The sequence below is a fragment of the Mucilaginibacter xinganensis genome, from assembly GCF_002257585.1.
GTDB lineage: Bacteria > Bacteroidota > Bacteroidia > Sphingobacteriales > Sphingobacteriaceae > Mucilaginibacter > Mucilaginibacter xinganensis.
Map to the genome: position 1 here is coordinate 2,184,567 of NZ_CP022743.1, position 14,546 is coordinate 2,199,112.

The window sequence follows — 14,546 nt, forward strand, 5'->3', positions numbered from 1 at the left end:
AAAACGACGAATTATGAGCAGGCAAAGTAATTACCGGGGTGTTGGCAATTCAGGAATGATATCTGCGGGTGGGGCTGCTAGCCTGCATAAAGCAACTGTTGGCGGTATTAATAGTGCCTTTAACAATCAGCCTGATAAAATGATGAGGATGCCTGAAACTCCGTTTGTGCAGCGTAAAGCGGCTGGCTCCTGCGGAGAATTTGACGATGAGCATGTTCATCTTAAACGTGCGCCTTTTATCCAAACCAAAAGTTTGGATGGCGGCACAGCAAGTGAGGCAGTTTCAGGTAAAATAAAAGAAACAAAAGGAGGAGGCAGCTCAATGGCAGCCACTACTAAAAATTTTATGGAAAATCGTTTTGGAACGGATTTTAGCGGTGTTAAGATCCATACCGGCGATTATGCCGCACAAATGTCAAATGAATTAAATGCACATGCATTTACGGTTGGCAGCGATATTTATTTTAATTCGGGTAAATATGCGCCCGGGGCTGCTGATGGGAAACGTTTATTGGCTCATGAACTAACACATGTGGTGCAGCAATCAGGTTCTATCGGGAGGAAAATTCAAAGGCAGGAAAGGCAGGGTGGAATGAGCCAATTTACCCTTACTACAAATTGGGATATCCAGTTTTTAAACAACAAACCATCACCGGCAGAAATTACCGCAGCGCCATCCGCAGTGCTTACCGCGAGTGGCCTCGGCTCATTAAATATGATTAGAAATTCTTTTCTGGCAAACCCAAACATGGAAGCTGAACTGGAAGGAAATGCTTCTATTGAAGGAACACCGGAAAATAACCAGGCGCTATCTATACGCAGGGCCCGGTATATTGGCCAACAGCTTGGTATTGGACGCATACATGATGTTCCGGGAGGATCACATACCTGCGCAAGGGCTGAAGATGGCATATACGGTTGCGGAACCGCAAACGCACATTCAGAAATTAACCCCCTTGACCGGAGGGTGAAAGTTTCAATGTTTACACCCACACCAGCGGCAAGACCGGCTTTCCCATCCGGGAGCGGAACTATCCCCGGCATCACTCCTGCACCACCTGCAACCGGACAGCCCGCCATCGGGCAACCCGCTACACCATCCGGCGGTACTGAGGCAGGTAACCAAATTAGTGTTCAGCCTGGGTTTGGCGGCGTTGGACATACTTATCTTGGTCCCTCAAGTGCCACTGATCCTGCAGCTGAGGCTGTTGTTCAGCTTGGGTTGGCGTTTACACACCAATTTGCCAGCAGATACCCCCGACATGTGGAGCTGCAGGGGCTTGTACAACTGCAAATAAGTTTAAGCACCGGGACAGTGAGTATAGCCGGAGGCAGCCAATTGTCGTATGTTGTGCCTTTTGCTCATAACCATTTGCAGTGGAGCGCTTTTGTCCAGGCCCTTATAGGCTCGCCTTTTAACCCGGCAGCGAGTTTTCAATTTCAGCCATCAATTGGTACGCAATTGGTTGTAACTCCGTCATTGTCGCACAGTTGGTTTCAATTTGGAGGACAGGGTTCAACCGGGTTTACTTTGCAAACCGGCGGCCCTCAATCTGTTGATTATGGGGGTGGGGTATTTATCCAGTTTGTTCGTTAGCGACAGGATAATAAGTCTTATTTGATAGTAAAAGTTAAAAAATATGCGCGAGAGCACTTCCATATCTAATCAGCCTCAAAGCAGCCCGGCTGCTTTGGCTAATGAGGCCGTGCACTTACCGGAGGAACAGCTTGATTTAGAAACTGAACTAAATGAGCGGTTACCAATACAGCTAAAACTTTCAGTTGGCGCTGCAGATGACCCTTTAGAATACGAGGCAGATGCCATGGCTGATAAAGTAATGCGAATGCCAGAGACATCATTTATTCAGCGTAAATCCGCATTTTCATGCGGTGATTATGATGATGAGCATATCCGCCTTAAACCATTGGCCAGCCAGATCACGCCTTTTATACAGGCAAAGGGTAATGGAGCGCGTGCAGTAAGTGAGGCTGTATCAGGTAAAATCCAGTCAAGCATGGGTGGGGGGAGCCCCATGCAGACAGATACTAAAAGTTTTATGGAAAGCCGTTTCGGAGCAGACTTTAGCAATGTAAAGATCCACAACGGAGGTGAGTCAACTGAGCTAAACAGGTCATTAAATGCAAAGGCTTTTACTATAAGCAACAATATATATTTTAATAGTGGCCAGTATCACCCGGAAACCGATAGCGGTAAACATTTACTGGCGCATGAGTTAACACACGTAATACAACAGGGACAGGCTGCCCCTGCTCAAATTCAACGAATTCCGGAAGAAAAAGTAACTGAAACTATTACCGAGGACACAGTAATCCTTGAGGATGAATTATCAAATCAACCTGCCGGAGGATTGTATCCGGGTATACTGTTAAAAGGATACCTTAAAATAGAATTGCTGAACCTTCCTCCTGAAAAAACAAAGCTATTTTTACCGCCTGAGCCAAAACCTGTCAGGATTAAAAATTCAGATGAGATGCATTTTATTGATGAAGATAATAATGCACCGCCTGTATCACCACCTCCAAATGAGCTGAAAATACAAGGGCCCAAAAAAGCAATTGTATTAAGAGTAACACGCCGAATTTCAATTAAAACGAACAACGGCGTGGTTGGCAATGTATCATTGAGGGCTCAAACTACCTTAACAAGGAATTTTGAGATTACAAAAAAATCTCCGCGTTCAATAGTTAATCAATTATTGAATTATCCTTTTGGTACTTCAAGCATTTCCATTCTTCTTAATGAAACTTTTCCTGGAAATATGCCTGAAAGTGCCGACCCAATAAACGATCAGCAGGTAACATCGCTGAATGATATAATACATACCTATGCCCCTGATCTGACAGGTTACGACCAGGATGCGCAACATATATATGACGCGGCAATTAAGCTGATGCTAGCCTATGTGCCACATTCAGCTATTGCGCTGGACGACCCTAACCGTAAAATACAGGGGAAAGAGTTTAAAACGCTTGACGAAGCTAAAAAAGCAGCCGCAGCAATGCGTAAAAAGGACCTGATGATTGTTCAAACAGCTGATGGTAAATTTCATTTGTATGAGCTTACTCAGATGGACCTTTTCAGGATCACCAATGAGTTACGGAACAATGAAGGTAATGATCCTAAAATTGACTGGCGGAAGTTACCAGATAAAGTAAAACTGGAAAAGCTGTATATCAACGGAAATGAAGTGGACGGGCATGATGTTGCGGATAACTATTTTTATGTTGACCCTGATGCAGCAGCTACCGGCCATGGAAAATCATTAAATAGTGAGGCAATAATTTACAAAACACGTAGTAGCGGTTTTTTTGCCCGTAAGCCCGTGAGCCATGATGATGCACTTGCTTTATGGAAAAAAATAGATGAACAGATTGAGTTTCCTGAAAATATTGCCAAAGCATATCAAATGCCTGAAGGCCAATTTGTGGCTTTAAATGTAAAGGGGAAAGGTAAATTTCATAGCATTGATGCAGATTATGTTGAAGGTAAAAGGCTGTATTTTAAGAATGTTGATGAGTATAAAAAAGATGTAAAAAGAGTAACCCCCGACAAACAGGAATATACGCCATTAATGTATGACATATACAAGGAAACAGGAGGCGGAAAATTGTTGGCATATATTGAAGCTCAGCTTGATCACGGAGCCGGCGAGGACTATAACTTCAGGCAAACCGCTCAAGGTAGCAGGCCTTTACAATCGTCACTTACACTGGTCGTATTAAACAGGCTAAATAATGAAGCCGCTGCTATTGCGATTAATATACTGAATAAAATCTACAGTCCACTTAAGGCACTGATTGACTCTGATGACGCTTTGCGAAACTTATTGCTTTCATTTCCCAAAATGGATGCAAAGACAAAGCGGGATGTGATTTCAATGATGGGGGTGCCAGATGATCGGAAGGATATTTATTACAATATGTTTTCTGACCCTGAAACTGCTTCGCAAATCGCATTTGGGATCAGTGTCAAAACAGTTGGTTTTAACGTATTGCGTTCTTCAATGAAAACTGTGGCTGCTGATACTGCCAAGATTATAGAACAAATAAAGAGCGGTGATTTTGAACCGCTAAGAGTGGAAGGTGAATTTGGGAACATGATCCGCGATCAGGTTTATAAAAACAACGGCTTCACAAAAATAAAGGGAAATACATTCCCACATCACGATGAAACCAAGGGCTTTATGCCGGAACCGCTAGCAGGAAGCGAATACGCTTTTTCAGGAATGATGGAGCAGATATATGCTAATACCGTAGCTAACATGGATGATGCCATGTTGGTATTAAAAATAGGCATCATTACATTAACAGCAATTGTAACTGCGGCAATAGTTGTGGTGTCTGGAGGAATAGGCGCCGGCGTTGCGGCTGCATTTTTTGAAGCCGGAACAACAGCATTTGCTGTAACCGAGGTTGTAGTAAGTGCAGCCGCGATGACGGTTATGACCGAAGGGCTGAACCAGGCAATGGGCCAGGGAGCTTTGGGTAAAGATAAGGCCTATTATGGATTTGGTGATCTTGCCAAATCATTTGGTGAAAACCTGGTGCTGTCTGGCATTTTTTCCGGCCTCGGCCGTATTATGAAAAATGCGGCAGCTGTATACCGCTTATCTGCAACAACCGGTGCATTTTTAGGATACAGTCTTTTCAACTATTATAGGGAAAATAAAAAACTGCCTCAGGGCCGCGACCTTTATCTGTTTATATATGAAAATCTTGTAACTCTGGCCGCTGTGGAGGCGGGTAGCACGCTGGCAAGGCCACTTATTGAATCGTTTTATGCAAAAGGGCTTGATGCGAGAGTGGCAATGATAAATGGTAAGATAACAGGGCTAAAACAGGATATTATTTTATCGCAAAAGAAGCTTGCGACGATGACCGGGAAAGGCAGTATTAGCGAAAGTGAAGGGCTTAAGCTTATTATAGAGCAACGTGTTTTGCTGGAACGACAGCAAAAAATACTTACCGAACTTAGGGATGCAAAAGAAATTTCAACGGATATAAATGTTAACGAAGAACTGAGGAAAGTTGAAGAAGCGCTGGAAAAAATAAGGTTGGTTGAATTTCAAAGAGCGATAGATTTCAAGCAAAATCAATTCGCATCTGATAAAATTGCTTATAAGCCCGGCCAGGCCTCTGTAGATGAAATTATGCGATTTTATGGGAAAGAAAATGTGAGCGGACCTGATAAAGAAGGAATGATCGAGGTTAAATTGACGGATGGCTCCAAACTTGTTTTTTACCCGGATACAAAAGAAAGCGCCATTAACAGAACTATACTTGAACGCCCTGCGGTGAAACTAGCGGTTGATAATGCGCATTCAATAAATGTAAACTGGAATAATATTAATAACATACCCTCAATTAAAATATTAGAGGGGCCAGGTACACCAATAGTGTCGGCAAAAGATTTTTGGGACGAAAAAGGTCCCAATCTTTATGACGTTGTATACGAAGGGAAGTATTACCTCAAATATGATCCGAAGGATGGGCGTTTATTAATTGGCGATGCACAATCTGGAGAAATACTTGGTTTTTATTTGGATGATGCCAGGAATTATAAAAAGAATGCATTTGCCAAGATACTGATAAATGATCCCGTAAAAGATATTCCGGCAGCGGCAGAAAAATTAAAAGTATATCATGGTCTTACAGGTAATAATGCCCCACTTAAAGGCATCTTTAGCAGTGGCGCCAGAATCGTTGCTGATCCTAATAAAACAACTACTATAATCGGTGCCTTCAGGGTAGTTGATGGAAAAGTTGAAATAGTTGATATGCCACAGCTGTTTGACAATTTTGGTAATCTGAAAAATGCTGATTTCGGGGCAAAGAAGGGTGGTTTTAACGTATTGAATGTTGGTGAGGGATTTTATGAGCCGGGAACTTTTTTTGACAATTATAATCGCCCATGGTTATTAGAGGCAATTAAGCGGGGGGATAATTTTTATTCAGCCTCCGATCCAACCAAAGAAATATTTATATATGAACGGAATAAAGTAACTAATGATTGGATAATGGTAACGGATCCAAATACGGGGATTGCTGAAAGAAAACTTACTGGTTTTGGAAAAGAAGTGAAAATATTAAATCAAAATGGCTATCATTATGATCCTGCAACAAAGATGTTTATTAAATAAAAAAGTATGATAGATGGTTATTATAAATTCCCTGATGATGTTCAGTCAGTGTTTTCTGATACGATTAAACAATATGGTTTCAAAATTGACAGGTCTGAACTGGATGCAGTTACCCTTGTAAACAATGTGGTACAAGTGGGCTTTTCAATAAATGAAGATGTTTTGAGTATGTCGATAAAAATTGATAGTAAGTTTTATAACGTGACTGACATTGTGATGCTTATCGACAACGGCTATTACCTTAAGTGGGATGCAGAAAGAAAAATTGCTTGTAGTGGTTTACCCAGGGAGCGGTACTACCAAACTTATTTGTCATGGTATTATGTCTTATCTGATAAATTTCTTTTAAATACTTATAAAACCGGTGAAATTCCGCTAAAGGATAAAAACAATAAACTGAATGAAGAAAATAGTGATGCTAATGAAAAATATAGCCTCGCCTGGCAAGAAATGCAAAAGCTTGATTTAAAACACCCTATCAGGCAGAAATACGTTTTTGACGATCCTTCATGGCTTAATGATATGCTTAAATTAATGGAAGGGGATAAACGGTAATTCCCTTTAATAAATATATGCACTGAATACAGAAAAAGTGCCTGAGCTGGTAAAAAAGATCGGGAATGGAAGCTCTTTTGAACTGTATATAAAAAAGATAATATAATGGAATATTTTAAGGATAATCCTAAAAAGCTGCCTGGAAAGGTTCCAAAATATCCATGAAGAATTATTGCCATGGATGTGTTTTATAAAATCATTAAGTTAATATGCAGGAAACAAAATCGATAGCTAATAAATCCCCAAACAGCCCCGCTGCTTCCGCTGGCAAAGCTACCCCTGCGCTGCAAGTGCTTGAACAAGATAGCGGGTTTAATGACCGCTTACCCATCCAGTTAAAGCTTACTGTTGGCGCTGCCAATGATCCGCTGGAGCATGAGGCCGACGCCATGGCTGATAAGGTAATGCGTACGCCCGAGACCTCTTTTATCCAGCGTAAATCCGAATGTTCATGCGGTGGTGTTGATGATGAACGTGTACACCTTAAACCATTAGTTAGCCAGATCACACCATTTATACAAGCAAAAGGATACGGTGCCGGTACTGTTAGCAACGCTGTTTCGGGCAAGATAAAATCAAGCATGGGGGGCGGAAGTCCGATTCAAAGTGATACCAGGAGCTTTATGGAAAGCCGCTTCGGGGCTGATTTTGGTAACGTTAAAATTCATACGGGGATTGGGCCTGCCCAGCTCAATAGGGCGTTAAATGCAAAGGCCTTTACCGTAAGCAATAATATTTTTTTTAACAGCGGGCAGTATCAGCCGGAAACAGACTCAGGTAAACACCTGTTAGCGCACGAACTGACCCATGTGGTGCAGCAAAATAAGACAGAGAATTTTATAGCCAGACAGGTTATTAATTTAAATGATGTAGACAGGGATTTCAAAAATAGGAAGTTAACAACTTCTTCTGGTGTTGCAGGATTTGGAGCAACGCGGGGAAAAACAATGGAACCGCCCACAGAAGATCAGGATTTGCCTATTGATGCGTTCTTTTTCCTTGAAAATAACACGCCGCCCGCTGCTGCGCCGCCTGCTACTTCGCCACCTGCGGTGGCGCCTCCAACAGGTGAGATCAAAGATGCTGGTGCTGAGGACATAAGCGGCACTCCTAAACCGGGAGCCCCGGCTCAGCAGGCTGCCGTAGTGCAGCCACCTGCAAAACCAATAGAAAGAGCTTTAATAATAGGCAGTATTCACGGCGATGAAGGCGGAAAAAGCGGTTCATCGGTTTTAGGCGAGCAACTTAAAACAGAATTGGGCGGGCAACTTAAAAGAGATTTTGACGTGATAATGGTCCCTATGGTTAACCCGGGCGGGACTAAAGACAATACAAGGAACAATCGGAGGGATGTTGACCTTAACCGGAATTTTCCTGGCCTGTCCAATGCCGCCCCGGTTCCGGCCGGAAAAAAATTTCCGCCGGAGCAACCGGAAGTTAAGGCTATAAAGAATATTATATCGGTATTACATCCTGCCAGGATTTTATCGTTACATACAGTTAAAAATCAAAACGAAGGTGGTTTTTATGCCGATCCGGTAGAAGGGGAAGCACGGGAAATAGCTTGTGAAATGGCCATATCAGTGTTGAATGCCAGCCCGGCGAATGAAATCAATGTAAGAGGAAATGAAATTGCACATGGAGTTTGCGGTGCGCGTTATCCCGGAGGAGCGGAGGTTTCTGTTACTACAGGTCAAAGCAGTCTTGGGTCGTGGGCTTCGGCGCCGGCCTCAGCGGGCGGCGGCGGTAATATCCCTGTTGTAACACATGAAATTGCCGATCCGCTGGTGAACGGTAAACGGGTTCCGCTTGCAACTTCAGGAGATGGAAGAACGCGGGATGCTTTGATGACAGGGCTCCGGCCTTTTTTATTGGATCGGCAGAAAAACCCATCACAAGCCAGTGCTTTACTGCAAGCAAAAGTGACCCCAACATTCTTAACCGGAAGACATACCGCAGCTGACCTGGAACTGCTGGCCGCAATAAAAAGAATAGTTAACAGCCGGTTTGCCGACATGAATGTATTTTACAAAAGTGTTTGGCTGCCTGCTCAGCCGACCGATGTAAAAAGCGTGCTTCCTTCTAATTTATCTAAAGCCAGCTTTGAAAGGAACTTCACTACACAGGGAGGGATAGTAGGGCGCGAAATGCACGGTTTAACAGGAAAAAGCAGCGATAGCGATATTGAAACAGAAGTGCTTCGGATAATGCAAACACGTTCAATGCCGGGTTTTTCGCGCCATCATTGGGGTACCGAAATTGACGTTGTATCGGCCACCCGCACGGATTGGACAGGCAACGGCAGGTTCGTTAAGATGATTCCGTTTTTGCAGCAGCATTCGCAGCAATTTGGTTTTTTTAATCCCTATACCACCGGTTTTAGCGGGCAAAGTGGATTCCCTGATCCAACTCAAAGGCATTATGAAGAAGAACCATGGCATATTTCTTACTTTCCTATTGCAAATGTGTTGCAGGCCGAATGGGCCCGGACGTTCCAGGCGCAAGGCATAAATGCAGCCGCCCCAACCGCGCTTGACGCGTTAATTACGGATACTGCTATAAAAATTGCCACGGGAAGCGGTGTTAGCGCGGCCACTATGGAGCGGGTTTTAAAACAGATTGGCCTGCGTGATTTTCAAACTAATGTAGCGCCTGCGCCATGATACAATAAACGGGTAGCATAAATTATACGATAATATTTAAGCATATGCATGAGGGTACATTAATAGCTAATAAGCCTCAGGGCAGCGCGGCTGCTCTGGCTGGCAATTCAACCCCTGTACAACAGGAACGTGAACATGTGTTGAATAACCGGTTCGCTGTTCAGCTGAAACTTTCTGTTGGCGCTGCCAATGATCCTTTGGAGCACGAGGCCGACGCCATAGCCGAAAAAGTAATGCGGATGCCTGATACCTCTTTTATCCAGCGCAAAGCCGGATGTTCATGCGGTGGTGTTGATGATGAACGTGTACACCTTAAACCGCTGGCCAGCGATGTAACACCATTTATACAAGCAAAAGGAGAAGGTGCGGGTACTGTGAGCGACGCCGTTTCGGGTAAGATAAAATCAAGCATGGGAGGGGGCGGGCAGATGCAAGCCGACACCAGGAGTTTTATGGAAAGCCGCTTCGGGGCTGATTTTGGTAATGTCAAGATCCATAATAATGATGAAGCTGCGCAATTAAACAGATCATTAAACGCGAAGGCGTTTACCGTTAGTAACAACATATATTTCAACAGCGGCCAGTATCAGCCGGAAACCGATTCGGGCAAACATTTGCTGGCGCATGAATTAACCCACGTTATCCAACAGAACGGGCCGGAGGGCGATAATCTGCAAAGAAAAACGCACATACAAAGGCAGCAAACTCCGCAGGCACCCGCGTTCTCAGTAAACCAGGCAACATACCTGGGTTTGGTGAACCGGGCGTTGGGACAAATGACCGGTAACCTTGTTAACAGCGAAACGCTGGCACCTGTGATATTGCCAATTCTGCAGGCAATGCTTACCAATGTTGCCTGGAAAGATGCCGCCGGAGCCATATCCGGAGGAGGTGTTACCCATTATGCCCTTCCCGGTGGAGTTACTTTGAACCTGCAGCTGATACTGAATGATGCGCCGGGTTCACTGCTGGCAGGCGAGTTTACGCATCGCGGGTTAACTGACGGTGAAATGGAAATCTTTATCCTAAATAATGCTACAGATAGCGAAATTGCTGAAACAATGTATCATGAAGCGATGCATTTGGTAGGCTGGTTGATTAACAGGATACCCCCAGCAATTGCTTTACGATCAACAGCCAGGGGCATAGGGCAGGCAGGAGGAGTGGGCACACTTGATCAGTCACGCTGGCCGCAGGCACTTGCCACCATACACCTATGGCTAGATACTTTGGCAACAAGTGTAAATACAAGGCGTGGTGCCACGGCCCAAATAAGCCCTGCAAATGTGGATACCATAACACATTGGCTATTTGACGAAGTTAATGTTAGAATAGAAACAGAGGTTTTTCGCCTGGTACAAAGTACACAACAGGCTATCACCAGCCGCGGGCCATCAATAATTATTGGTACCGGCTCAAACTGGCAAATCAATTCTACCATGCTGTCCCATTATATTTTTGATTTGAGTCGCGTTTTTTTGCCTGGTGACCGTGCGGGGCTTACTGCAATTGATCAGCAAACACTGGCAATGCTACAACAAATTCTTGAAGGCCTGTTCCAGGGGAGGGTATCACGGCGCTTTAGTCCATCGCCATATCTTGCAGGCCGCGGCATACCGCGTGCGCCATTTCAATGGTCGCCGCCACCGTTAACGCCGCCAACTTTTAGTCCCTTGCCAGTTCCTTAAGAAATGGAAGGAATACGGGTGGAAAAAAAGGAGTGTTGTTGTTTAAAGCGATAAACTGTGTATTTGGACATACATCATTAAACGGTTTTGCAGTTTCTCTTAAATTAACGTGGATTCGATATGATATTAATGTAACATGTTTATTATCGGTATCTTACATCGGTTTATTCCCTTGATAAAAATAAAAAGCGCTGATAATCAGCATGTTTCACCTGTTTTCCGGGTGTTCCACTGCAAAAATGGAACGCTTTAGCAGCGTAAATACACAAACTTACTTCATCTAAAACTACGGCTGCAAGCCGTTGTAGAGAGGTTTAGGTGTTAGGGCTCTTTTTGCTTATGTCGGACTCACGTTAAATTACTGTTTAATTTTCTATCAACTTAGCCTTGCCGCTTTTTAGCATTTGCTGTTGTTCGGCGGTAAATGACTCCCTGCCGCCGAAATCCTGTACCCAGTAGGTGTTGTAAAGCGCCACCCCAATTTCTTTAAAAGCCGGGTTCATCAGGTTTTTACAATGGCCGGGGCTGTTAAACCAACCATCCATAACCTCTGTTATGCTCATTTGGCCCTGGGCAATATTTTCGCCTATCGCGAAGCTTTTATATCCTTTATAACCAAAACCGGCAGCAATAATTCGTTTATCCATAGTGCGGCCATCCTTACTGGTATGACTGAAATAATTTTTATGAGCCATATCTTTTGCATGGCCCATTGCAGCGGTTTCCAGTTCGTTGTTCCAAACTAAAGCAGGTGCAGGGGGCATAAAAGTGGTGCCGCAATTACAGCCTGTTTCCCTTACATGATTTATATTTTCGAGGAATTTGCTTCGAAACTCAGCAGAACCAGCGGTTGGCTGTGCAAAAGCAGACTGGAAACATAAGAGGACGAATGCGGTTAGTAATCCCTTTGTTAAAACTTTCATGTTTGTTTGACCAAAATTATAGGCCGGGGTTTATGTACGAAATAAATAAAACTTATTTTCTTCGCCGCCTAATTGCACGCCAGTTGCCATTCTTTCTTTTGTAAAAAACGAAGACCGCAAAAACAATTAATGAAACTATTATAATCAGGATTATAATGTAGCTATTTTCCTGGCGGAGCTGCTTTTGTAAAGCTTCCTGGTATTTGAGGTAAATACTTTTTTTTTCGACTGTACTGAATCAGCCTTCTTTTTTTCAACAGCGTTTTTTACCACTAAGGCAGCAGTAAGTTTTGCTTCTTCCTCTTTACGGATGCTTTCAGCAAGCGAGTCGCGTTGTTTTAAAACCGCTTCTTCTTTCGGGTAGTTTTTAAGCCGGCTGTATAGCAGGGCATAATTTTTTAACACATCTAATTCCTGCTGCTGATAATGATTTGCTTTCGAAATCTGCAATGCCTCGTTTAAATCGCCCATGGCGAGGGTATAATCTTTCAACTCGCTTTTAATAGTGGCCAGGGTAACCAAAGAAGCTATAATATTTGGAGCATCTTTCCTAGCTCTTGAAAGTGAATTAGATTGAAGTGTGAACCATTTTGCCTGGCTGTATTTTTTTTGCGCGAGATAAACCTTTACAAGGTGATCAAAGGAAAGCCGTAAACCAACGGTATCGTTAAAGTGTGAATACTGATGCAAAGCAAGCATGGTAAAATTCAGCGCTTTGGCCTGGTAGCTTACGCGGGTCATCCTGTTGCTTATCGTGTCGTAATCCAGGTAGCGCGTTGCAATCTCATTATAGATCTGACCTTTAAATAATTCAGCAGCAGGTAACTTCAATTGTTGTTTCAGGCTGTCAAGGCTCATGGTAGCGAGGTGCTGTTTTATGCTGTCTTTATTAGCCCTGTAGATGACCGATTTTATGCTGTCCTCTCTTACTAAAGCGGCCAATAGTCTTAAACTGTCAGCATTTCTTATTCTTAATTGGTTGTTTGGATTTTCTGCAAGATGCGAGTCGGTAATACTTAAACTCCCTGAGTGATTGGCCAGGGTTAAAAAACTTAGGCTATCAGGATAAGTAATTGCAAGCAAGCTTGCATCACCAAGATGTGGAGCAGGAATAGAATAATCTGATGCCGCTGCACTGCGTGAAATGGCTGCTAAACCGAAATTATTTTTTGATTGGCTTGCTATTGAAAAATCAGAAAGTGATAGTAATTTAAGATTTTGTGCTGGCTGCTCAGCTGCCCTGATGCTATCTTTAGCAGCTTCAGACGCCGTTACTTTATTAGTATCTGCGCGGTAACCTGATGCCGATACTTTCAGGCAAATGAAGATTAAAATAAATAGCGTAACCGTGTTTTTCATGAGCTATTCCTTTGCAGGGGTTATAAATATACTCAACATAGTCAAAAAATGTGCCTGTAATTTGTTTTATGACACCATTCCGCATTATATTTTACTCTTAATAAATTATTTATTCCTGAATGAAAGTGAACGGAGCATTTAATAAAAAATGCGGTAAAATTTAGGCCATTGTGAATTATACATAAATACTGCATAGTATGCAAAACTGACAAGTAATTAGTACACCATAAACAATAGTAATACCTTAATTTTTGAATTTAGCGGATGTAATTTTCGTATTTGGTGATAAATGCCCTGAATGGGCTAAAGTAGGTTAAAAGCACCTGGAAAATGGAAATACCAAGAACTGCAGAAATAATGCCGGCCAAAACATCCAAGATGTAATGATGGCTTGCGTACACAGCCGTAAACCAGATACCAAGCATTACTATCCCAAAAAACAGATTAATGAGGCCGAGTTTGTTTTTTATCCCATAATATAATACAACCACCGGGTAGGAGGAATGTAACGATGGCATGGCAGCAAAAACATTTGAGCCTTTAGCATAAATAGATTTAAATATGCCCGCATGGAAATAATTGTCGAATTTTACAAGCCCTGCAGTATTTCCCGGCGTTTTAGCATGAAAAACAAAGCCATTGTATTGAACATACCAGGGTGGGGCAGCAGGGTAAAGATAATAAATTACAAAACCTATTAAGTTGATCAGTACAAAGGTTATGGAAAAGTATAAAAACTGCCGCCTGTTTTTAAAGAACAAAAAACCTGCAAAAGCTAAAGGAACCGGAATCCAGCAAAGATAAAATATGCCCGCAGCTACATCAATCCAGGTTTTTCCGTTAATGCGCCAGTATTCATTTGCGGTTATAAGTTTGCCGTTAAAATGAACTCCGAACAGGTGTTTTTCTAAATTGTAAAGGTCTTCTATATGTACCGGGTTATAATTATAGTTTGGAAAGGCCTTCATGTAATCAAAAATGATCCAGTAAACTATAAATATAGAAAACCCCAAAATGAATTTTCGGCTTACAGCAGAAAGGAAGAAAGCGGCGTTAAAAATAACTGCAAGAAATAACTGATCAGTTTTGAAACCAACTAAAAAGGCAGACAGCAATAAATAAAAAATAGTTATTGCCAAAACAGTAATTACAGACCGGGTATTGATCTTTATGCTTTCGTCAACAGCATCGGTCATG

8 protein-coding genes are annotated in these 14,546 nt (G+C 42.8%); 5 read left to right on the forward strand and 3 right to left on the reverse strand.

All coding sequences use genetic code 11. From position 1 onward, the window contains the following. Positions 1–13 precede the first annotated feature (13 nt). From MuYL_RS09455 to MuYL_RS09475, 5 genes are all read left to right on the forward strand, one after another. Entirely contained in the window at positions 14–1,597 is a 1,584-nt protein-coding gene (locus tag MuYL_RS09455) for an eCIS core domain-containing protein (RefSeq protein WP_094570327.1), read from the forward strand. 43 nt (positions 1,598–1,640) lie between these two features. Further along, complete coding sequence (locus tag MuYL_RS09460; RefSeq protein WP_094570328.1) at positions 1,641–6,161, forward strand: eCIS core domain-containing protein; 4,521 nt, start codon at positions 1,641–1,643, stop codon at positions 6,159–6,161. A gap of 6 nt (positions 6,162–6,167) precedes the next feature. Beyond that, positions 6,168–6,716 carry a hypothetical protein gene (locus tag MuYL_RS09465; RefSeq protein WP_094570329.1) on the forward strand — a complete coding sequence of 183 codons (549 nt, stop codon included), beginning with the start codon at positions 6,168–6,170 and terminating at the stop codon, positions 6,714–6,716. Positions 6,717–6,925: 209 nt separating this feature from the next. After that, positions 6,926–9,379: a DUF2817 domain-containing protein gene (locus MuYL_RS09470; RefSeq protein ID WP_094570330.1), complete on the forward strand. Its 2,454-nt coding sequence runs from the start codon at positions 6,926–6,928 to the stop codon at positions 9,377–9,379. A 44-nt stretch (positions 9,380–9,423) separates the two neighbouring features. Continuing rightward, positions 9,424–11,067 carry an eCIS core domain-containing protein gene (locus MuYL_RS09475; RefSeq protein ID WP_094570331.1) on the forward strand — a complete coding sequence of 548 codons (1,644 nt, stop codon included), beginning with the start codon at positions 9,424–9,426 and terminating at the stop codon, positions 11,065–11,067. Positions 11,068–11,432: 365 nt separating this feature from the next. On the opposite strand, the gene MuYL_RS09480 is transcribed toward MuYL_RS09475, so the two are convergent. The 3 genes from MuYL_RS09480 to MuYL_RS09490 all read right to left on the reverse strand — a co-directional run bounded on the left by MuYL_RS09480 (position 11,433) and on the right by MuYL_RS09490 (position 14,545). After that, a complete protein-coding gene (locus tag MuYL_RS09480) occupies positions 11,433–11,990 on the reverse strand; it encodes a CAP domain-containing protein (RefSeq protein ID WP_094570332.1) in 558 nt (185 codons plus the stop codon). A 150-nt stretch (positions 11,991–12,140) separates the two neighbouring features. After that, on the reverse strand, positions 12,141–13,349 hold the full coding sequence (locus tag MuYL_RS09485) for a hypothetical protein (protein ID WP_094570333.1): 1,209 nt from the start codon (positions 13,347–13,349) through the stop codon (positions 12,141–12,143). A gap of 257 nt (positions 13,350–13,606) precedes the next feature. Continuing rightward, entirely contained in the window at positions 13,607–14,545 is a 939-nt protein-coding gene (locus tag MuYL_RS09490; RefSeq protein ID WP_094570334.1) for a phosphatase PAP2 family protein, read from the reverse strand. Between the last annotated feature and the right edge of the window lies 1 nt (position 14,546).

Coding starts and splice junctions, on each gene's coding strand:
- MuYL_RS09485 (WP_094570333.1), bottom strand. CDS start 13,349: ATGAAAAACACGGTTACGCTATTTATTTTAATCTTCATTTGCCTGAAA.
- MuYL_RS09470 (WP_094570330.1), top strand. CDS start 6,926: ATGCAGGAAACAAAATCGATAGCTAATAAATCCCCAAACAGCCCCGCT.
- MuYL_RS09460 (WP_094570328.1), top strand. CDS start 1,641: ATGCGCGAGAGCACTTCCATATCTAATCAGCCTCAAAGCAGCCCGGCT.
- MuYL_RS09480 (WP_094570332.1), bottom strand. CDS start 11,990: ATGAAAGTTTTAACAAAGGGATTACTAACCGCATTCGTCCTCTTATGT.
- MuYL_RS09455 (WP_094570327.1), top strand. CDS start 14: ATGAGCAGGCAAAGTAATTACCGGGGTGTTGGCAATTCAGGAATGATA.
- MuYL_RS09465 (WP_094570329.1), top strand. CDS start 6,168: ATGATAGATGGTTATTATAAATTCCCTGATGATGTTCAGTCAGTGTTT.
- MuYL_RS09475 (WP_094570331.1), top strand. CDS start 9,424: ATGCATGAGGGTACATTAATAGCTAATAAGCCTCAGGGCAGCGCGGCT.
- MuYL_RS09490 (WP_094570334.1), bottom strand. CDS start 14,545: ATGACCGATGCTGTTGACGAAAGCATAAAGATCAATACCCGGTCTGTA.